Origin of the sequence: Pararobbsia silviterrae (genome assembly GCF_003628125.1) — a bacterium.
GTDB lineage: Bacteria > Pseudomonadota > Gammaproteobacteria > Burkholderiales > Burkholderiaceae > Pararobbsia > Pararobbsia silviterrae.
In genome coordinates this window covers 324816-343682 of record NZ_RBZU01000006.1, presented here as the reverse complement: position 1 = coordinate 343682, position 18867 = coordinate 324816, and the positions used below count along the sequence as shown (strand labels likewise).

Here is an 18867-nt window from a genome sequence, read left to right as displayed (position 1 = left end):
GCCCACACTTGTCACGTTGGCTGCGGCCGTGCCATTGCCGTTTGCGACCGCGCAGTTCTGCCACAGGGGGGGCGTACCGACCGTGACCGCATAGGCTTGGTTGACCGCGATGGGCGTGGCGAACGTGAAAGCGCCATTGGCAGCCACTGTCAGCGCGTCACCTCCGTTGTCGAGCAGCTTCATCGACGCGTTGTCAGCCAGCCCGGTGACAGTGCCGCCGATCGTATAGGACGGTATCGGCGGCGAGTCGCCCCCGCATGCACTAAGAAGCAGACACAGCGACGCGAGCGTCAAGGGCATGTTCGCCATGCGCTTCACGCTCGCCATGCCGGAACCGACTGACGACAAATACCCCATAGCCTTCCCCGATAGGTCTTCAATGTGACTTATTTCATGCGATTCATATTCGAGGGCATGTGACACCGCACAGGTGTCGCATGCCGAGTTCGTCGCAGCGTAAAACTATTCCCCATCCTTCAAACGCGCCATGACACGGTGTCTCACATTTTCGAAATAAATCGAATGGGTGTTTTGAATGCAACAGGTGGGGGTTACCCGGGTGGGGGGGCGTCCGGATGCGAGAGCTATGTGCACGTGCGGAGATTCGAAAGCCCCAAATGCGCCAGACGGAGTGTCCGCGTCGCTCGTGGAAGCAGCCCCTCGATCGTTTCGTATGACGGGCCGCTCCTGGCCAATAAACGCCCGACGCGACCGGCACAACTCACCCCGCTCTTGCCCCTCAGCCCGTTTTTCGAACGACGCCGATGAGCTCCGCAACGGCCAATTGATCGCGCTGCTCGAACCCTCGTGGCCGAGCTTTCCTGGATTCCATCTCTACGATTCGATCCGGGTGCACATGCCGCGCAAGCTGCGCGTGTTTATCAATTTCATGCGGGCACGGCATGCGCAGCCTCAAATCGTCAGCCGTGCTCGTTCCGATAGTGCCACCCGAACAATGTATTGCCTCGACCCGTTGAATCCGCAACCCGTCGCTGCCGACACGAAATCCACCTTGGCCGTCCGTTGCCGAATCGGCAACGGATGTTCGTCAGGCATACCTTAGAGATCGGCAGCGGCATTTCGATCGGTCCCGAGTGGTGCCGTCTTCTTTGCTTAAGCAAGGCCCGCGCAATAAACCGCGAGCGCATCGTCTGCTCCTCGATATCACAAACGATATGCCTACCAGGCCACGTGTCCTTCGGCACCAAGGAATGTTCCCGTCGGGGCGTCCCGTCTGAGAAGCGCAAGCCGAACCGGTATCGCTGCCGCCTCGGGAAGCGAGACATAGCCCCGGTTACCGTTTAAATCGGTTCTCACGTAACCGGGACACGCCGAGTTCACGGTAATGCCGCGGTCCCGGAGTTCTTCGGCGAGTTGCACCGTCAGCATATTGAGCGCAGCCTTTGAAGCGTTGTAGCCGATCAGACGTACACCGTAGAACTCGGACGATGCATCGCCATTTCCAGTGAGCGAACCCAGCGTGCTCGACATATTGACGATGCGCCCATTGGACGACTGAAGCAGCAATGGCAGCATCGCTTGAGTCACGGCAAGAGCACCGAGGAAATTGGTCTCGATCAACCGACGCGCGCTTGCGATGGATCCGGTGCTCGGCGGACCATCGTTTGCATCACTCACGCCGGCGTTGTTGATCAGGATATCGAGCCGTTCGTGATCGGCGGCGATGCATGCGGCAGCATTGCGCACGCTTGTTTCATCGGTCACGTCGAGTGGCACGAACCAGGCGTCCAGATCTTCTTGGCGCAACCGATCGACCGCCGCCCGGCCTCGGTCATTGTCTCTGGCGCCGATCAATACCGTCACCTCCGCACGCCCGAGCTGACGCGCGATCTCGAGGCCGATGCCTTTGTTCGCGCCCGTGACAAGTGCGACCCGCTTTTTACGCTGTTCCATCCCGGTAGCCTCCGTTCGAAAGCAGGATGGTCGTTGACATAGCCCCGCGTGATAAGTCCCGCTTTCTCGAACACGCCGTTCGCTTTTACGAACAATACACAACACTCGCGCGCCGGCCTCGCGACATTGAAACGACCCAACGAATCTGGAATTCATGCAACATCGACGGTCTCCGAGCACTGTACGGCCACGTTGATCACGCCAATGAACTCGGATAGATTGAATCCCTATGGCGAACAATTCCGAACCCTCCCTCGACGATCTATCCCTCTTCCTCGCGGTCTGTCGATCCGGGGGATTTCGCGCCGCCGCTAAGCTGCTGGGTCTCTCGCCCTCGCATGTCAGCGAAACCATTGCGCGGATCGAGGCTCAACTCGGCGTGCCGCTCTTCTCCCGAACCACACGAAGCGTGATGCCTACCGAGGCAGGGAAAAAACTTGCGGATCGCATCGCCCCTCTTCTCGCGCAGACCCGGGCTGCGCTTTACGACGCCACGAGCGCGCATCAGGAAGTACGAGGACGTCTCAAGCTCAATGTGACCGGGGCGGTGATGGTCGACATCCTGCCCCCGTTGATTGACCGGCTCCTGACGAAACATCCGGGCGTACGCGTGGAAGTCATGGTCGACGATCGTCTTGTCGATATCACCTTGGCCGACTGCGACGCCGGGATACGTTATCGCGAGCATCTCGCTCAAGACATGATCGCGGTGCCGATAGGGCCGCCGTTCCAGCACCTGGCCGTGGCCGCGGCACCCTCCTATCTACGTTCGCGGGGAATACCGCGGCACCCGTGGGATCTGTTGAAGCATGACTGCGTGCGCTTGCGGTTTTCTAGCGGCGCGCTCACCCAATGGACATTCGAGCGCGAAGGCGAGCGCTTGAATATCGATCCTTCGAGCCGCCTGATCGTCGGCGTCGATGCCGCCGCGGCCGCAATCGATCTGGCCTGCAGAGGGCACGGCCTCATTTGTGCGTTCGGGAACTGGCTCGATCCGTATATTCAGAGCGGTCAGCTGGAACCGGTACTCAGCGAGTGGTGGCATCGGTTTGAAGGACCGCTGCTCTACTTCCCGAGCCGGCTGATGCCTGCGCCGTTGCGAGCGTTCATCGACTTGGTCTCGGAAGACCGAACGCGATCGTGATCCTGTCGAGACAGGGACCGAAATCACGTTCAGTCCCGCAATGAGATGGTGCAGGCCGTGCTAGCAAATAAACGCTAAAGCCTTCGCGCACGCGGTGACTCGTCGATGAACGGCACGACCGTCGACGAAGATGCGCCTCCTTTAAATTCGTCAACCGTCGACCGCTTGAGACGCCGGCCGCCCGAACGCCATACGATACGTTCGCGACGAGCCGGCAAACGCCCCGTCGACATCACTCGGTCTGCGTCTTAAGCGTGAGCTTGCTTGTGACCGATGTCACGTTCGACACCTTCTTGGCGGCTTCTACAGCGAGGCGATCCTCTCCAGCGTTCTCGACCTGCCCCGTCAGGGTGACGGCCCCCGTTTTCGCATCGGCAAAAACCACAATCAACGCGCTTTCGAGACCCTTCGTCTGAGCTAGGGCCTTCTTCACCCTTTTGGAAAACGCGCGATTGGCCGCCCGAACCGATTTTTTCGATCCCGCGACCGGACTCGCGACTCCGGCTGCATCCGCGGACGCCGTCGAGGCCGCATCGGCACCCTGTGCAAAGGCCGGAAACACGAGATACAGCGAGAGCGTCGCTGCAACGCATGCCGTCGATATCCTGTGCTGCATCTTCATTGTGCAATCCTTATTCGAATACTTGTCATTTTTTGAAAGTTTCAAAGACCTCTCGCATGCCGACATCGCTTGCCGAGACAGAATCGCATGGACACGGCCACAACACAAAGCAATAGCCGATATAAGGAAAGCCAAAATCCCCTGTTTTAAGCCGCTCGATAAGTGACTAAGATTCGACGGATCCGCGATAAAACGTCACAAGCGACATCATGACTTCCCTGCCCGAATTACTCCCCGCTTCGATTCAGTTTCAAAATTCAGAAAGTGTTCAGATCCGCAAGTGGCGGCCCGCGCTGGGCGCCGCCGTCTCCGGCCTGCAATACACCGGCGGCCCGCTGGAGCCAAAGACGCTCGACGCGCTTCGTCAAGCCTTGTTCGATCACGGTCTGCTCACATTCGCACCCGGCATCCTGTCGGCCGAGAACTTCACGGAGTTTCTCGACAACTTCGGGGACGTGACGCTGTACGGCGGTCCGAAAACACCGGCCGCAACGCAAAACGGGCAAGCGAACATCGTCGACTCGACCAGCAAGAGAAACGCGCGCAACTACATCTGGCATATCGATCAGGCCTTTCGGCCCAATCCTCCGGCGCTGACCGCACTGTTCGGTCAGAACGTCCCTTCGTTCGGCGGCGATACGCTGTTCAGCAACGCCGCGCTCGCTTACGAATTGCTCGACCCGCATTTCGCGGCGTATATCGAAACCCTCACCGCCGTGCACTACTGGGATGCAACGGGTCATGTGATCGATCGCTTCGATGACGTCGAAGAAGCCTCGCGCCAACGTGCCGCGCATCCGCCGATCGAAACGTCGCTCGTCCGCCGGCACCCCATCACCGGGCGCAAGCAGATTTTTGTCAACGAGTCGTACACGGCCTATATCAAGGGCGTGTCCCGCACCACGAGTCAGAGCCTGCTGACGATTCTGTTCGAGAGCATCAAGTCTCCCGAAGTCGAAGCGCGATACCAGTGGGAAAGCGGCGCACTCGTGATCTGGGATAACCGGACGCTGCAGCATCGAGGAATCGGCGACTTCGCGCAGGCGCAGCGCGTGTTTCTCCGCGCCTGTGTCGCATGACGCTCGATCGTCGGCGATGGCTCGTGATGGCCGAGGCCGCGATCGGATAACACGCTCTCGGTCGCCAAGGCTCGATCCGCACACGCGGATCGAGCCTTTTAGCGTCGTGCTCCCGATCTTCGCCGACCGATCTCAGCGGCCCAATAACTGATCCGTCAAATCGACCTGCGACTGATCGATCGGCTTCGCCGACGGCTCGATCGTTTGCATGATTTCGACCATCTTCAGATAGCCGCCTTTCGAAATGCGACCATCCTTGGACAGCAAATCCGGGACGATCTTCGCGTAAGCGTCGATATACGCATCGGTCTGATTGGGAAACTGCTTGCGAATGATCTTGCGCACTTCGTCCGGATCCGTCTGAACCGTTTGCTCAGCCTTCAAGACGGCACGCGCCACGCCTCGCGCAGCGTCCGGATGGGCCGTGATCCACTTCTGCAATCCAATGACGGCCTGGCCGGAATGCGGAATCTTGCGCCAGTCATAGAGGATTTCGGTTTTGCCGGGATCGTTGATTTGATAGTCGAGCACATCGGGGGTCGAAGCCATCACCGCATCGACGCGGCCCGATAGAAGCGCGGCCTTGGCCGTGTTGCCATCACCGACGGAAACGATCGTCACGTCGCGATCCGGATTGATACCGGCTTTAAGCAACGACCATCGCAACACGTTATCCGAATAGCTCGCAGGCGCCGTGACACCGATCTTCTTGCCTTTGAGCGACGCCAATCCGACATAGCCCTTGCCGATGGGCACCACGAGCGTATGGGTGATGTAGCGGTCGATGCCGATCAGAAAGCGCGTCTGCGTTCCGCGGCTGTTCAACAGCAAAGCGTGGTCCGTCGCAAACGACGCCAGATCGATGGAGCCGCCCACGAATGCCTGCACGGCGACGCCGCCCCCGCTGAAATTCTCGGTTTCGACATCGAGATGCTCATCCTTGAAATAGCCCTTGTCGATCGCAATCAGGATGGGCAATTGCGATTCGTTCGTGCCGATCAGGCCGATGCGGACATGGGTTTGTGCAAACGCGTCGCCGCATAGCAGCGCACCACCCAAAGCCGTGACGACGGCAGCCATTCGCAAAGGACGTGCGGTCCAGCGGGTCAATATGTTTCGAGCGCGACGATGCCTGTTCACTAGTGGATTCCTCATGGTTGTCATGCGTTTTGCGGTGCGAGCCAATCTGCTGCGTGGCTCGCGCGCATCGAGCGTCTGAACGCGCGCGTTCAGGTCGTGCGCTGATTCGGGCCCAAGATGCGCGCATCCACGCCCTGCCAGGCTTGCCCCGGCGGCAAGAACACCGCGCAGGCGCGGATCGCGCGATAGTCGATGTCGGACGACGGCCGCCCCCATCCCGGCCGGCCCGCCTGCAGCGCACGCGCCGCACCGATCATCGCGCGGCGCGTATGGATGATGACTTTGTCGCTGGAGCCCAGGTATTCGCGCGTGCGATCGACGATGGGGCCCATGGCCTCCTGGACGACAAAATCCTCCTCATAGATATGACGTCCCGGGAAGCCGCTGAAATGCCCGGCCGCCATCGCCGCGCGATCCTGGCCCCAGTGGGTCGACGGCCCTTCGCGACGGTCGTAGAAGTTGTTCTTGTCGGGTCCCGCGTTTTGCCAGCGCGCTTCGATCTCGCCGTCTTCGAACGGCTGGTCCAATCGATAATAGATGCACCACTGCGCGCACCATTCGTCATCGATGGGGACGGCCGCGACGAGCATGCGACGGCTCTGAATTTCCGGAAAGCCCGGCAGAAACGAGTAGTAAGGCGCGACGAATTCGCGAATCTTGGCGAAGGTCTGCCCATCGTCGAGTTCGCGCAACGCGGCTTCCCTGAACCCGTAAGCGGTCGGCGCTATTTCGAAGCGCGGCGACGTATGGCGGGACGCCAGTGAGAAATTCGTCGCCACGCCTTGTGTCAACGCAACGTGACCGGTGTCCTTGCGATCGAGTTGCCCGCGATGCAGGACACCCAGATGAGCGGAATCGAGCACCGCTTCGAGACCCTGAAACCAGTTGCAATGCACGATCGCAACGCGCACCTCGACATGCGCATCGGGCAACGCGGTGAATTCGAAATCGGGAAACGGCGCGACATCGGATGCATCGCCGAGATAGACCCAGATCACCCCGCCCCGCTCGCGTACCGGATAGTGCCGCAGCGGCACATCGCGCATCAATGCCGCGCATCGATGCGGCGGTTCGGTGGGGATGTCCACCGTCTTGCCGGAGACATCGAACTTCCAGCCATGGAAAATGCAGCGCAAACCATTCCCTTCGTTACGCGCAAGCGCCAACGAAGTCCGGCGATGCGGGCAGGCCTCGTCGAAAAAACCCACGCGGCCATCGGTCGCCCGAAACGCGACGAAATCTTGCCCAAGCAGACGGACACGCACGGGCGCGCCGTCGGCGATCAGACGCTCGGCGCGTACCGCGGGATGCCAATGCGTACGCAATAGCGCGCCCATCGGCGAGCCTTCTCCGACTCGCGTCAGTGTTTCGTTATCTTCTTGACTCAGCACCGCACACTCCTATGCCATTCGCGGGCGTCATACCGATCGCTCGAGATGGCGCTTGAGAAAGTCGACCGTACGCGCATCCGCAAGCGTCGCCGCGGCGCGCGCATATTCAGGACGCGCCTGGTTGGCAAAGCCGTGATCGACATCGCCGTACGAATAAATCTCGACGTCGTCTCGCTGGGCGAGCGCACGCCGCAGATCGCCGCGCAATTCGAGCGGCGTGCGGAAGTCGACCGTGGAGAGATGAAACAACAGCGGCGCCTCGATCTGCGCCGCGGTATCGATGTGCGGTGCGAGGCTACCGGGGTAGTAACTCGCGACAGCGTGAAAGCCCTGGTTTCGTGCGGCCGACAACGCGTGCTGTCCGCCCCATCCGAACGCGAGAATACCGATGCGGTCGCTGCCGGCGCCGTGCTGTGCAAGCACGCGCGCGCTCTGCTCGATGTCGAGCGCGATCTGCGCGGTATCGAGCCGGCCGATCGCTTCGCGCGCCGCATCGCGCTCGGCGTAGTCGAATACGAGTCCGGGTTTGACGCGCCATAGCAAGTCGGGCGCGAGCACGTTGAAGCCGACCGCTGCATACGCGTCGACCACACGCCGTACTTCATCGTTTACACCGTAGATCTCCTGAAGCACGATCAACGCCGGGCGTCGAGCACGGCCAGCGCTGCTGGCGTTCGGCGTGTCGTCGTGGCTGTGGTCTGCATCGCCGCTCACGACGCCGGACCGGAAATACCCCGTAAAACCGGCATCGCCGCCGGTACCGAGGGCAAGATGGTGTTGCGTCATGCGTGCGTTTCCTTTAGTGCGTTCCCATTACTGCGCTCGCGGCCGGCTCCGCGCCGCCGCCAAGGTTTTCGGACATGATGTCGTTCCAAATCGCGTCGACATAGCGGTGAAAGCGCGGCTGCCTGCGCACTTCGCGCGCATCTCGCGGTCGTTCGAGATCGATGCGATATTCGGTGCGGATACGTCCGGGTCGGCCGCCCATCACGACGACGCGGTCCGACAAGCTCACGGCCTCCTCGATGTCGTGCGTCACAAACACCACACTCTTGTGCGCGGCACGACTCCAGATCGTCATCAGTTCCTGTCCCATCACCACCTTGGTCTGCGCATCGAGCGCGCCGAAGGGTTCATCCATCAAATAGATGTCGGGCGCGTAGGCCAGAATGCGCGCAAGCGCCACACGCTGTCGCATGCCGCCCGACAATTGCCTCGGAAAGGCGTTACGAAACCGCTGCAAGCCGGTCAAGCCCAGCAGCTCATCGATGCGGGAATCGAATTGCGACTTCGGATATCCGCCGCATTCGAGGCCGACCTCGATGTTTTCCGCCACCGTGGCCCATGGCAGCAGCGCGTCGCGCTGAAACATGAAACCGATGCCGGACAGCGGACGGTCCACGCGCCGGCCGCGCACGGCAACGTGGCCCGCAGAAGGCAATTCCAATCCCGAGATCAGCTTGAGCAACGTCGATTTGCCGCATCCGCTCGGCCCGACGATCGAGACGAATTCGCCTTCGGCGATGTCCAGGTCGACGTTCGAGAGGGCCCATTCCGATCCCGAATAACGCATCGACACGTCGGTAATCCGGACCACGGCCTCTTCACGAAAGATGCGATCGACAGGCTCGATGCCGCTCGCCGTATGGGTGCTGCTTCGCGAATCTATATGAGCGTCGCTACTCATCAAGGTACTCAGGTCTGTGACGTTAGGGTTGCGGCGGAGACGACGATCTCGTTGAGACCGCCGCTCGACACGGTATTGAAGAAAGGTCTCCCGCCGGGGACTCGCCGCGACGGGTTGCATGGCGCACGCGGCGGTCTGCGCCGTGTTCAGTACCGCTTGCGCAAGACCCGGCGCTCGACGAGCTTGACGGCCTCGTTGAGCAACATGCCGGCGACCATCAGCAGAACGAGGCCTGTAAAGACACCCGTAATGTCGACACGTCCGGCGGCCCACTCGACATACCATCCGAGACCGCGATTCGATCCGATCAGCTCTCCCACGACCGAGCCGATCAGCGCAAGACCCACGCCGACGCGAATCGACGCGAAGATCCAGGGGACAATCGCCGGCAACAGGACCTTGCGCAGGATGTAGCCGTACGACGCTCGCATCGCACGCATCATGTCGATCAATTCGGGGTCCACGCCGCGCATCCCCTCGTACGTGTTCAGAATGACGACAAACACGACCAGCGAAAATGCCATCACGATCTTCGACATCGGACCCACGCCGAACCAGAGAATGAACAGCGGCGCGAGCGCGATGCGAGGGATGCTGTAGAGACCGAGAAAAAACGGTTCGAGAACGCGCTGCACGTAACGATTGAGTGCGAACGCGAGACCGATCGGAATACCGACGATCAAGCTGAGCGCCAGGCCCGCCACGGCTTCGCCGATCGTCGGTATCGAATGCCACCACAGATCGCCTGATTCGAGCAGCGACCACAAGCGCATGACGATCGCCGAAGGCTGCCCGATCCAGAATGGGTCGAACAGCCAGCGCGCCGAGACCTCCCAGAGACCGATCACGAGCACGGCAAATACGGCGCGGCCGAGATTGACGCGCGCGGGATCGTCGGCCGCGGCTCGGGCTTCTTGACGAGGCAGGCCACGCGAGGCGAGGCGTGTCGACGTCGGCGCCGCGCTCGGCGACGTTGGCGCGCGCGGCGGCTCGCTATCGGAAAAGGATCGGGAACTCAGGCTCATGAGTCATCGTGACGAATGGGGACATAGGCCGTCGACATCGGCAGGCTGCGCGTCAAACACGCGCTCAGCCTTTCGACGCGCGCACGGGGCGTTCAATCGGCAAGTCGTCTCGATTGCCCCATTCGCCCCATGAACCCGTGTAGTTACGGACCCGGCCGAAGCCGGCGAGCCGCAGCGCGTAGTACGTATGCGCGGCGCGCACGCCACCTCCGCAAAACGTCACGATCTCGTCGTCGGGCGTCAGGCCCAATGCCTCGTATTGCGCGCGCAGTTGCGCCACGGGCTTGAATCGGCCGTCCGCGTCGATGTTGTCGACGTAGTTCAGATGTCGCGCACCTGGAATCGTGCCCGCATGCTTCGCGCGCTTTTCTTCGCCGAAATACTCGGCCGCGCGGCGCGCGTCCAGAATGCGCAGACCGGGTTCGTCAAGGCGACGGACGATCTCCTGCGCATCCGCGACGCGCTCGGGCTGCGGCTTGGCTCTGAACCACTTCTGCTTGAACGCACGTGCTGTCGAGTCCAGCGCGATATTCGGCGCCGCGCCCAAGCCACCGTCGAACAGAGAAACGCGCTCGTGCCCGAGGTATTCAAGCAACCACGCCGCACGCGCGGCGCGCGATTCGGATTTCGACTCGTACACGACGACGTGTTCTTCACCATCGAGGCCGAGTAGCGAAAACAGCGCGCCGAATTGCGAAGCCAGCAAGGCGAGCCCCGCCTCCGACGTGTCGTAGTGCGAAAACTGAGTGACGTCGAAGTGACGTGCGCCGGGAAGGTGCGCGGCCCAGAATTGCGTCGCCTCGCGCACGTCGAGAAAAACGATCGCGGGATCGTCGAGATGCTTCGCGACCCAAGGCTCGTCCACAAGGAAATCCGTATTCATCTGCGTCAGTGCATCTGTAGGTTTCAGAATTTCGAAAGTATAGGCACGCCACCATCGCGGCCCGAAATAACAAACGCTGCTATCGAAATCTCGTACCCGCAGGTTTGCGAGCCTGCAACACTTGAAAGGTCGACTTTCGCTCGCCTTCAATCAACAGTTTCAATTTTCTGCAATTTACGGAAGCCCTTACCCAGCCTGAGCGAGCGCCTGCCGCGCCGTCTTCGGCCACCAGGCGCCCTGCAAATCCAGAATAAAGTTAGTGAATTTGGTTCGTTGACTCGTCAGTTGCAGCAATTCGATACTCCGCTCGCCTCGACGATCTGTACTTCAGTCGATTGCACATGCGTTCGCGTCAAGCGCAAGCAGCGTGCAGCAGTCCGAAGAGCGTCTCGATGCCCCCTCGCTGCTTGGCAGTGCTGCGGATTCGGACGCGCGCCACATCGCGCTACCTCCTCCGCGACGCGCCGCAAACCACACGCCAATTTCATCGACACACACTTAAGAATGAAGCTAACCAAGATTTCCATCCCGCTGCTCGCCGGCACGTTCTCGATCGTTGCACACGCCCAAAGCAGCGTTTCGCTCTACGGCAGCATCGATGAGGGGGTGTCCTACGCGACGAACGCCGCGGGCTCCCAAAAGGTGTTTGTCGGTCCGGAGTCGGTACCCGATTATTTCGGCTTGCGCGGCACGGAGGACCTCGGCGGCAATCTGAAGGCCTTGTTCGCGCTTGAGCAAGGGTATTCGTCGGCGAACGGAACCGCCAACGTCGCGGGCGACGCATTCAGCTACTTCTCGTACGTGGGACTGGGCGGCGACTTCGGCACCGTGACACTGGGCCGCCAACTCGATTTGACGACCGAAACGCTGATGCCGGCATCGAACAACGGCATCGAGTTGATGGGATTCACCGTCCATCCGGGCAATCTCGACGGCATCGCGATTCTCGGTTCGTCGATCAATAACTCATTCAAATACAAATCCCCCGATTTTTACGGCCTCTCGGGGGCGGTCTTGTATGGCCTTGCGGATGCCACGCAGCCCGGGCGCGAATTGGGCGCCGACCTGGTCTATAACAAGGGACCGCTGAATGCGTCCGCGGTCTACAGCAGTTGGCGCAACCATACCGTCGCGCTCGGCACGACGCTCGGTTACACGAACTTTCTGGGTGAATCGCTCAACGGTGCGGCCAGCGTTCTGCTGACCAAGCAGGACATCTTCGGTCTGTCCGCCATCTATCAAGTGAGTCAGTCGGTGATCGTTCACGGCCTGGTCACACAGGTCAATCTCGCTACCCCGACTACGTCCGGACGCATGCGCAGCGTGGATTTCGGCGTCAACTGGTACACGGCGCCGGCCAATGCCGTGACCGTCGGCTCGTTCGTTTCGTGGCTCAACGCAACGCGCTATGCGCAGGCCGCAGTCGGCGATCGCTACTCGCTGTCCAAGGCGACACAAGTCTATGTGCAAGCCGCCTACGAACACGCGACCGGCAACTATCACGCGTCGGAGACGATCCTGAATACGCCGTCATCGGGACCCAATCAGGCGCTCCTGCGTATCGGCATCCATCATTCGTTCTGACGCTTGAACCGATGCAAGTCGCGCCGGTACGTGTTCGACTTGCATCGCAAATCTGCTGAGCCCATATGCAAATCGCGTTACGTTTGTTGTGTTTCGAAATTGAGCAATCAATAATTCGACCTCGCGCGTGCCTGAGCACAACGCCCACCATCGAGGTTCGTTGAGCGGGTCGAATGATTTCGATTTTCTGCAAGTCATGACCATCGGGCGCGTCATTCCTTTCCTGACATCCCGGCACCATGACTCAGCTCGCCCCTCCCGACACCACGTCCGCACGGACAGCCCACGAACATCAGCATCGTCCGTCGCATATTTCCGCCGAGGAGTGGCATGTGCGCGTTCAGCTCGCGGCCAGCTATCGATTGATGGCGGTCGCCGGCGTCAACGACCTCACGTATAACCATCTATCGGCGCGCGTGCCCGGCGAACCCGACCGCTACCTGGTCAAGGGCGAGCGGCAACTCTTCGAACAGGTCACGGCCTCGTCGCTGCTCAAATACGACCTCGCGGGAAACAAGATCAGCGATTCGGCCGACGCCGTCAGCCGCGGCGGTCAAGTGATTCATGCGGGCGTGTTCGAGGCCCGCCCCGATATTCAGGCTGTTTTCCATACGCATACCACGGCCAATCTGGCCGTTTCGATGCAGAAAATCGGCCTGCTTCCGCTCAACCAGCACGCGTTGCGCGTCTATAGCCGGACCGGTTATCACCGCTTCGCGGGCTTCGAATTCGACTTCGAGAGCCGCAAGGATCTGGCCGCCAGTCTCGGCGACAAGCTGTTTCTCGTGATGCAAAACCACGGCGCCCTGATCTGCGGACGGACGGTTCCGGAAGCGTATGTCGAGCACCACAACTTCGAATTCGCCTGCCGTGCCCAAGTCGCGGCGCTCAGCGCCGGAGGCGTCGATCAGTTGATCGTGCCGCCTGACGATGTGATCGCCTATGCGACCGCACAAGTGGAAAAGTATCTGACGACCATCACCGAGCATAGCCGCGACTGGGGCGCACTGCTCGCGCAGGCTCGCAAACTCGATCCGGCCTTCGAACAATGACAACCGACACGCTGCAGGCGTTTCATCTCTACATCGACGGACAGTTCAGCGACGGCACGGGTGACAATGCGCGTCTCGTCAGCGTGAATCCTTATACCGGTGCGCCATGGGCAAGCGTGCCCGAGGCGAGCGATGCCGACGTGGACCACGCCGTCGATGCGGCGCGACGCGCCTTCGATACGGGACCCTGGTCGCGCTATACGCCTCAACAACGCGCGGCCGTGCTGCGCCGCCTGGCCGCCCTGATCGAACGCGACGCGGAAAAATTCGCGCGCATCGAAAGCACCGACAACGGCAAGCTCTATCGCGAGATGCTCGGTCAATGGCGGTATCTTCCCGAATGGCTGTACTACTACGCAGGGCTCGCAGTCAGCGATATCGGGGCCGTCCTGCCGAGCGACAAGCCCAATTTCACGGCGGTCACGCGCCGTGAGCCGGTCGGCGTGGTGGCGGCCATCACGCCCTGGAACTCGCCGGGTCTGCTGATGCTCTGGAAACTCGCTCCGGCGCTCGCGGCAGGCTGCACATTCGTGGTGAAGCCGTCGGAACATACGCCGGTCTCCACCGCCGCTTTCGCCGAACTGATCCACGAGGCGCAACTTCCGCCCGGCGTGTTCAATGTCGTCACGGGCGGACGTCGCGTCGGCGAGCGGCTGGTCGCGCATGCCGGCATCGACAAGCTCGCGTTTACCGGTTCCGATGCCGTCGGACGCTCGATCGCCGAAGCCGCGGCGCGGAACTTTACGCGCGTATCGCTTGAACTCGGCGGAAAGTCGCCGCAAATCGTCTTCGACGATGCCAATATCGAACTCGCGGCCAACGGTGTGATTTCCGGCATCTTCGCGGCAACCGGCCAGACTTGCATGGCCGGCTCACGGCTGCTCGTGCAGCGGGGGATCGAGCGACCGCTCGTCGAGGCGATCGTCGAGCGTGCGCGTTCGATCCGACTCGGCGACCCGACGGATCCCGAGACGCAGATGGGACCCGTGGCCACCCGACCGCAATACGAAAAAATCCTGGCGTTGATCGCCGACGCGACATCGGAAGGCGCGCGCATCGCCTATGGCGGCAAGCCCGCTGCCCAGGGCGGCCTGTTCGTCGAACCCACGGTGCTCACCGGTGTGAGCAACGACATGCGCATCGCGCAAGACGAAGTGTTCGGTCCCGTGCTCAGCGTGATTCCATTCGACGACGAAGCGCACGCCATCGCGCTTGCCAACGACACCCGATACGGACTCGCCGCGGGCATCTGGACGGAAGACGTGCGACGCGCCAATCGCGTGGCGCTGCGCGTGCGCGCGGGCAGCATCTGGATCAATGCGTATCGCACGGTCGGTCCCTTCGCACCCTTCGGCGGCTTCGGCCATAGCGGCATCGGTCGCGAGAACGGCCATGCCGGGCTGGCCGAGTTTCAGGAAGTCAAAACGATCTGGACCGAACTCGAGGGACGCGCGCGCGATCCCTTTTTGCTGGGCTGAACGCTCGCTTGGAATCCTCATGCAGAACGCGCACGAACACTATGACTACATCATCGTCGGCGCGGGTACCGCGGGCTGCGTGCTGGCCGACCGTCTGAGCGAGAACGCACGCTACACCGTCTTGCTCGTCGAGGACGGGCCGCCCGACAATTTGCCGCTGCTCCATGTACCGGCGGGATTCAATTCGGTCGCCTTCGATCCGCGCGTGATATTCGACTACAAGACGCGGCCGGAGCGCAGCCTCGACGGCCGCACCATCGACTATGTACGCGGCCGCGTGCTCGGAGGGTCGAGCAGCGTCAACGCCATGGTGCACGTGCGCGGACATCGCGACGATTACGACGGCTGGGCCGCGGCGGGATGCACGGGCTGGAGTTGGGACGACGTGCTCCCCTATTTCCGCCGCAGCGAGACGCACCCCGACGGGGCGAGCGAATTTCGGGGCGGCGACGGCCCGGTGCGTCTGTCGCGCACGCAGCGTCATCCGGCCTCCGATGCATTCGTCAAGGCGATGCACGAAACAGGCATCCCGCTCAATACCGATTTCGATGCGGGCGAGCAGGAAGGCGCCGGATACTACTTTCAGGCCGTGCATCGCGGGCGTCGACAAAGCGCTGCAACAGCGTATCTGCGCCGAGCGCGCCGACGTCCCAACCTCCATATCGCGACGCTCACGACGGTGCGCGAGCTCGTGTTCGAAGGAACGCGCGTCGCCGGCATCGCCATGCACGTCAAGTCCGCCCGAGGCGATACGCCGGCGAGTCCGTCCGCACAGATCGTACGCGCGCATCGCGAAGTGATCTTGTGCGCGGGAACCGTCGGCAATGTCCTGCTGCTCGAACGCAGCGGTATCGGCGGCGCGCGACGCCTTGCGAAGCTCGGGCTACCAGTCCGCGTCGATGCGCCGCAGGTCGGCGAGCATGTGCAGGATCACTACCAGTCGCCGGTCGTCATGCGGGTACGCCATGGTCAAACCCTCAATGCGCTGGGGCGCGGCTGGCGCTTGCCCTTGCAGGTGCTCCGATATGCACTGCGCCGCGACGGTCTGCTTGCATTCAATGCGATGCAGGCGGGCGGTTTCGTCCGCTCGACGCCGGCGTTGACACGCCCCGATCTGCAGATCTTCTTCGCCCCCGGCGCACTGGATCCCGCTACACATCCGCGGCGTTTCACGCGCGAGGCCGGCGTGACGGCGATCGTCTATCCGACCCAGCCTCGCTCGCTGGGCAGCGTCCATCTGAGCGGACTCGACCCGCACGATGCGCCTGACATCGTCGGCAACTATCTCGCGCACGAAGACGACCAGCGAACCTTGCTGGCGGGCATTGCAAAGTTGCGCCGGATCTTCGCCGCACCGGCCTTGCAGTCCTACGGCCTGATCGAGCTTGCGCCGGGACCGAATCTGCGCGACGACAATGCATTGCTGGCGTTCTGCAAACGAAAAGGCGACTCGGTGCACCATCCCGTGGGATCGTGCCGCATGGGCAGCGATGCGCTTGCCGTGGTCGATCCCGCACTGCGCGTCAACGGTGTGGCGGGCCTGCGTATCGTCGATGCTTCGGTGATGCCTCGCATCGTGTCGGCCAATACCAATGCCGCCACGCTCATGATCGCCGAGAAGGGCGCTTCGCTGATCATGGCGTCCGCGGCACAGCGCTGAGCGAGGAGTCGAGCGCATCGGCGCGCATGCTTTCATGCGATGCGCGCCGGTTGCCTCGACATCGATAAACGGGCGTTCAGGCGCGACAACGGCCCGTATCGTCCCAGTGGAACAACGGGGCCTGCCATCATCGACGGCAGACCCCGTTGCGCGATCCGCGCCGCTGACGCATCACGGTATCAGCCGGCCGCTGCTGTCCACGTGAACCCAGTCGCCGACGCTCGAGAACTGCTGAGCCTCGGCATCGTATCGATAGAGCCGATAGGCGCTGGGTCCGTAGTGATCCGTGGCCGTGAATCGCACCGGCTCGCCGGTCAATCCGCCCGTATCGACGTCGACATGATTGAGCGAGGCATTGAATTGCTGCGCGTCGCATGCGCCTGCGCAACGCTTGAGCGCATCCGTGATGACGAGACCCATGGTCCATCCCGCGGCCAGACTTGAACTCGGCGCGCCGCGGCCGGCGGCCGCGACCGCGCGTCGATACGCATCGACCTGCGGTCCCGTGCCGTCGCTCCCGGTCACATAGCGACCGTAGCTATAGACGGTCGTACCCGAGCCGGCCGGCGTCGCGTCGCGCAACACGGCGTCGCCGATAGCCGAGTCCATCGACAAGAACACGCCGTGATAATTCGAATGCGTGAGCGCAGGCAAGAACGCCGCGACTTGCGCTCGATTCAAGCAGTCGGCGACCACATCGGGCGACGACGCGTTGATGCGCTCGACGACAGCACGGAAATCCAGGTGTCCGACCGGCACGGTCAATGTTTCGACATCGCTGAATCCTTCGGCGCGCGCGGTCTTTTCGAGCGTCGCGCACGCGAGCATCGAGCCGGCGGACTCGAAACCCACGCAGACGAGGCGCTTGCCTTGCGGGCTGACCTGACGCGCGAAGTGACCCGCCACGACCGCGGTCACGTTGAACGCCAGACCGACGCCATAGGCATTCGGTTTGGCGGGCGGCAGCACAACGGGTGTGGTTGCGGGAAATGCCGCGATCACGGGCAATCCGACGCGTTGCGCGGCCGCATAGACCGGGCCGTGCGTGCTCGAAATGCCCATCCCCGCGATGCCGGATACGCCCAGTTGCGCGAGGCTCGCGACCGCATCCAGCGATTGCTGCAGATCGCTGCGCGTATCGCGCACGACGATCTCGACCGGGCGTCCGTTGACGCCGCCCTGGCGATTCACTTGGTCGATGTAGAGATTGAGTCCGTCAAGCGAGGGCTTGATCGTTTGCTGTTCGGAGCCCGACGCGTCCACCAGATAGCCGATACGGTATGGCTCGGGACCGGTCGCGGCATGGGCCGCCGCCATGCCGCCGACGATGCCCAGCGCGGCCAGCACGGTACTCGTTGCAGACGCGGACATGCGCGCGGCGCGCAGGATCCTTCGTTTCATCATGTTCAGGGATCGAGAGGGGGAAACAATGCGGACGTGCCGCAGACCGGAAGACGGCCGCGACACGTCTCGCGAGGGGGCCTGCTCATCGCGACGGCTCGCTTGGCAGGACACCGGACACACCACGGCTCAAGGCAGTCAAAGATCCGGTTGGGGCGTCACGCGCAGATACGGCCGCACAACCTTGTAGCCCTTCGGAAACTTTTGCTTGAGGACTTCTTCATCCTTGAGCGACGGTACGATCACGACATCGTCGCCCCGCTTCCAGTTGCCCGGCGTGGCAACGGAATGGCTATCGGTGAGTTGCAGCGAATCGATCACGCGCAGCACTTCATCGAAATTCCGGCCCGTGCTGGCCGGATACGTGATGATCAGGCGCACCTTCTTTTTCGGATCGATGACGAACAGCGAGCGCACCGTAAAGGTCTCGCTCGCATTCGGATGAATCATGTCGTACAGATCCGAGACACGGCGATCCGCGTCGGCAAGAATCGGAAAGCCGACATGCGCGGCTTGAGTGTCGTCGATGTCCTTGATCCATTCCTGATGCGATTGCGCCGTGTCGACCGACAGCGCAATCGTCTTGACGTTGCGCTTGGCAAACTCGTCCTGGAGCTTTGCCGTCAGACCCAGCTCCGTGGTGCATACCGGCGTGAAATCGGCCGGATGCGAAAACAGCACGCCCCAACTGCTGCCGAGCCAGTCATGGAAACGGATCGGACCCGTACTCGATTGTTGTTCGAAATCGGGGGCGGTGTCGCCAAGGCGAAGTGTCATGCAGTGCTCCTTTACGTGTTGCGGCGACGA

General features: G+C 61.9%; 17 protein-coding genes. 6 read left to right on the top strand and 11 right to left on the bottom strand.

Going from position 1 to position 18867, the window contains the following annotated elements:
• A partial coding sequence (locus D7S86_RS16050; protein ID WP_147432357.1) for a hypothetical protein occupies positions 1-327 on the bottom strand: 327 nt, incomplete at its 3' end.
• 852 nt (positions 328-1179) lie between these two features.
• Positions 1180-1914, bottom strand: coding sequence for an SDR family oxidoreductase (locus D7S86_RS16045; RefSeq protein ID WP_121087844.1), 735 nt, complete (start codon positions 1912-1914; stop codon positions 1180-1182).
• 229 nt (positions 1915-2143) lie between these two features.
• Between D7S86_RS16045 and D7S86_RS16040 the strand changes: the two genes are divergently transcribed.
• Positions 2144-3058, top strand: a complete 915-nt coding sequence (locus tag D7S86_RS16040) for a LysR family transcriptional regulator (protein ID WP_121087843.1) — start codon at positions 2144-2146, stop codon at positions 3056-3058.
• A gap of 232 nt (positions 3059-3290) precedes the next feature.
• Here D7S86_RS16040 and D7S86_RS16035 read toward each other — a convergent pair whose 3' ends face one another.
• Complete coding sequence (locus D7S86_RS16035) at positions 3291-3680, bottom strand: BON domain-containing protein (RefSeq protein WP_121087842.1); 390 nt, start codon at positions 3678-3680, stop codon at positions 3291-3293.
• 209 nt (positions 3681-3889) lie between these two features.
• On the opposite strand from D7S86_RS16035, the gene D7S86_RS16030 reads away from it, so the two are divergent.
• The gene (locus D7S86_RS16030) at positions 3890-4759 is read left to right on the top strand and encodes a TauD/TfdA dioxygenase family protein (RefSeq protein ID WP_121087841.1); all 870 of its coding nucleotides are present in this window, start codon (positions 3890-3892) and stop codon (positions 4757-4759) included.
• Positions 4760-4891: 132 nt separating this feature from the next.
• On the opposite strand, the gene D7S86_RS30225 is transcribed toward D7S86_RS16030, so the two are convergent.
• The 6 genes from D7S86_RS30225 to D7S86_RS16000 all read right to left on the bottom strand — a co-directional run bounded on the left by D7S86_RS30225 (position 4892) and on the right by D7S86_RS16000 (position 10867).
• Complete coding sequence (locus D7S86_RS30225; RefSeq protein WP_240648213.1) at positions 4892-5839, bottom strand: ABC transporter substrate-binding protein; 948 nt, start codon at positions 5837-5839, stop codon at positions 4892-4894.
• Between the two features lie 149 nt (positions 5840-5988).
• On the bottom strand, positions 5989-7290 hold the full coding sequence (locus D7S86_RS16020; RefSeq protein ID WP_147432356.1) for a Rieske 2Fe-2S domain-containing protein: 1302 nt from the start codon (positions 7288-7290) through the stop codon (positions 5989-5991).
• Between the two features lie 27 nt (positions 7291-7317).
• Positions 7318-8076, bottom strand: a complete 759-nt coding sequence (locus D7S86_RS16015; protein ID WP_121087838.1) for a dienelactone hydrolase family protein — start codon at positions 8074-8076, stop codon at positions 7318-7320.
• 13 nt (positions 8077-8089) lie between these two features.
• Positions 8090-9097, bottom strand: coding sequence for an ABC transporter ATP-binding protein (locus tag D7S86_RS16010; RefSeq protein WP_240648204.1), 1008 nt, complete (start codon positions 9095-9097; stop codon positions 8090-8092).
• 26 nt (positions 9098-9123) lie between these two features.
• A complete protein-coding gene (locus D7S86_RS16005) occupies positions 9124-10002 on the bottom strand; it encodes an ABC transporter permease (RefSeq protein ID WP_121087837.1) in 879 nt (292 codons plus the stop codon).
• 64 nt (positions 10003-10066) lie between these two features.
• Positions 10067-10867, bottom strand: coding sequence for a sulfurtransferase (locus D7S86_RS16000; protein ID WP_158601985.1), 801 nt, complete (start codon positions 10865-10867; stop codon positions 10067-10069).
• Between the two features lie 522 nt (positions 10868-11389).
• Between D7S86_RS16000 and D7S86_RS15995 the strand changes: the two genes are divergently transcribed.
• The 4 genes from D7S86_RS15995 to D7S86_RS15980 all read left to right on the top strand — a co-directional run bounded on the left by D7S86_RS15995 (position 11390) and on the right by D7S86_RS15980 (position 16659).
• Positions 11390-12469 (top strand): porin, encoded by a 1080-nt coding sequence (locus tag D7S86_RS15995; protein WP_121087835.1) that lies wholly within the window; start codon positions 11390-11392, stop codon positions 12467-12469.
• Positions 12470-12801: 332 nt separating this feature from the next.
• Complete coding sequence (locus D7S86_RS15990) at positions 12802-13521, top strand: class II aldolase/adducin family protein (RefSeq protein ID WP_240648203.1); 720 nt, start codon at positions 12802-12804, stop codon at positions 13519-13521.
• The gene (locus D7S86_RS15985) at positions 13518-14999 is read left to right on the top strand and encodes an aldehyde dehydrogenase (RefSeq protein WP_121087833.1); all 1482 of its coding nucleotides are present in this window, start codon (positions 13518-13520) and stop codon (positions 14997-14999) included. Before D7S86_RS15990 ends, D7S86_RS15985 begins: the two co-directional genes overlap by 4 nt.
• A gap of 19 nt (positions 15000-15018) precedes the next feature.
• Entirely contained in the window at positions 15019-16659 is a 1641-nt protein-coding gene (locus tag D7S86_RS15980) for a GMC family oxidoreductase (protein WP_158601984.1), read from the top strand.
• A gap of 171 nt (positions 16660-16830) precedes the next feature.
• On the opposite strand, the gene D7S86_RS15975 is transcribed toward D7S86_RS15980, so the two are convergent.
• A complete protein-coding gene (locus tag D7S86_RS15975) occupies positions 16831-18063 on the bottom strand; it encodes an ABC transporter substrate-binding protein (RefSeq protein WP_121087831.1) in 1233 nt (410 codons plus the stop codon).
• Between the two features lie 135 nt (positions 18064-18198).
• A complete protein-coding gene (locus tag D7S86_RS15970; RefSeq protein ID WP_121087830.1) occupies positions 18199-18837 on the bottom strand; it encodes a peroxiredoxin in 639 nt (212 codons plus the stop codon).
• Between the last annotated feature and the right edge of the window lie 30 nt (positions 18838-18867).

Coding starts and splice junctions, on each gene's coding strand:
- D7S86_RS16045 (WP_121087844.1), bottom strand. CDS start 1,914: ATGGAACAGCGTAAAAAGCGGGTCGCACTTGTCACGGGCGCGAACAAA.
- D7S86_RS16040 (WP_121087843.1), top strand. CDS start 2,144: ATGGCGAACAATTCCGAACCCTCCCTCGACGATCTATCCCTCTTCCTC.
- D7S86_RS16035 (WP_121087842.1), bottom strand. CDS start 3,680: ATGAAGATGCAGCACAGGATATCGACGGCATGCGTTGCAGCGACGCTC.
- D7S86_RS16030 (WP_121087841.1), top strand. CDS start 3,890: ATGACTTCCCTGCCCGAATTACTCCCCGCTTCGATTCAGTTTCAAAAT.
- D7S86_RS30225 (WP_240648213.1), bottom strand. CDS start 5,839: ATGGCTGCCGTCGTCACGGCTTTGGGTGGTGCGCTGCTATGCGGCGAC.
- D7S86_RS16015 (WP_121087838.1), bottom strand. CDS start 8,076: ATGACGCAACACCATCTTGCCCTCGGTACCGGCGGCGATGCCGGTTTT.
- D7S86_RS16010 (WP_240648204.1), bottom strand. CDS start 9,097: ATGCAACCCGTCGCGGCGAGTCCCCGGCGGGAGACCTTTCTTCAATAC.
- D7S86_RS16005 (WP_121087837.1), bottom strand. CDS start 10,002: ATGAGCCTGAGTTCCCGATCCTTTTCCGATAGCGAGCCGCCGCGCGCG.
- D7S86_RS15995 (WP_121087835.1), top strand. CDS start 11,390: ATGAAGCTAACCAAGATTTCCATCCCGCTGCTCGCCGGCACGTTCTCG.
- D7S86_RS15985 (WP_121087833.1), top strand. CDS start 13,518: ATGACAACCGACACGCTGCAGGCGTTTCATCTCTACATCGACGGACAG.
- D7S86_RS15980 (WP_158601984.1), top strand. CDS start 15,019: ATGCAGAACGCGCACGAACACTATGACTACATCATCGTCGGCGCGGGT.
- D7S86_RS15975 (WP_121087831.1), bottom strand. CDS start 18,063: ATGATGAAACGAAGGATCCTGCGCGCCGCGCGCATGTCCGCGTCTGCA.
- D7S86_RS15970 (WP_121087830.1), bottom strand. CDS start 18,837: ATGACACTTCGCCTTGGCGACACCGCCCCCGATTTCGAACAACAATCG.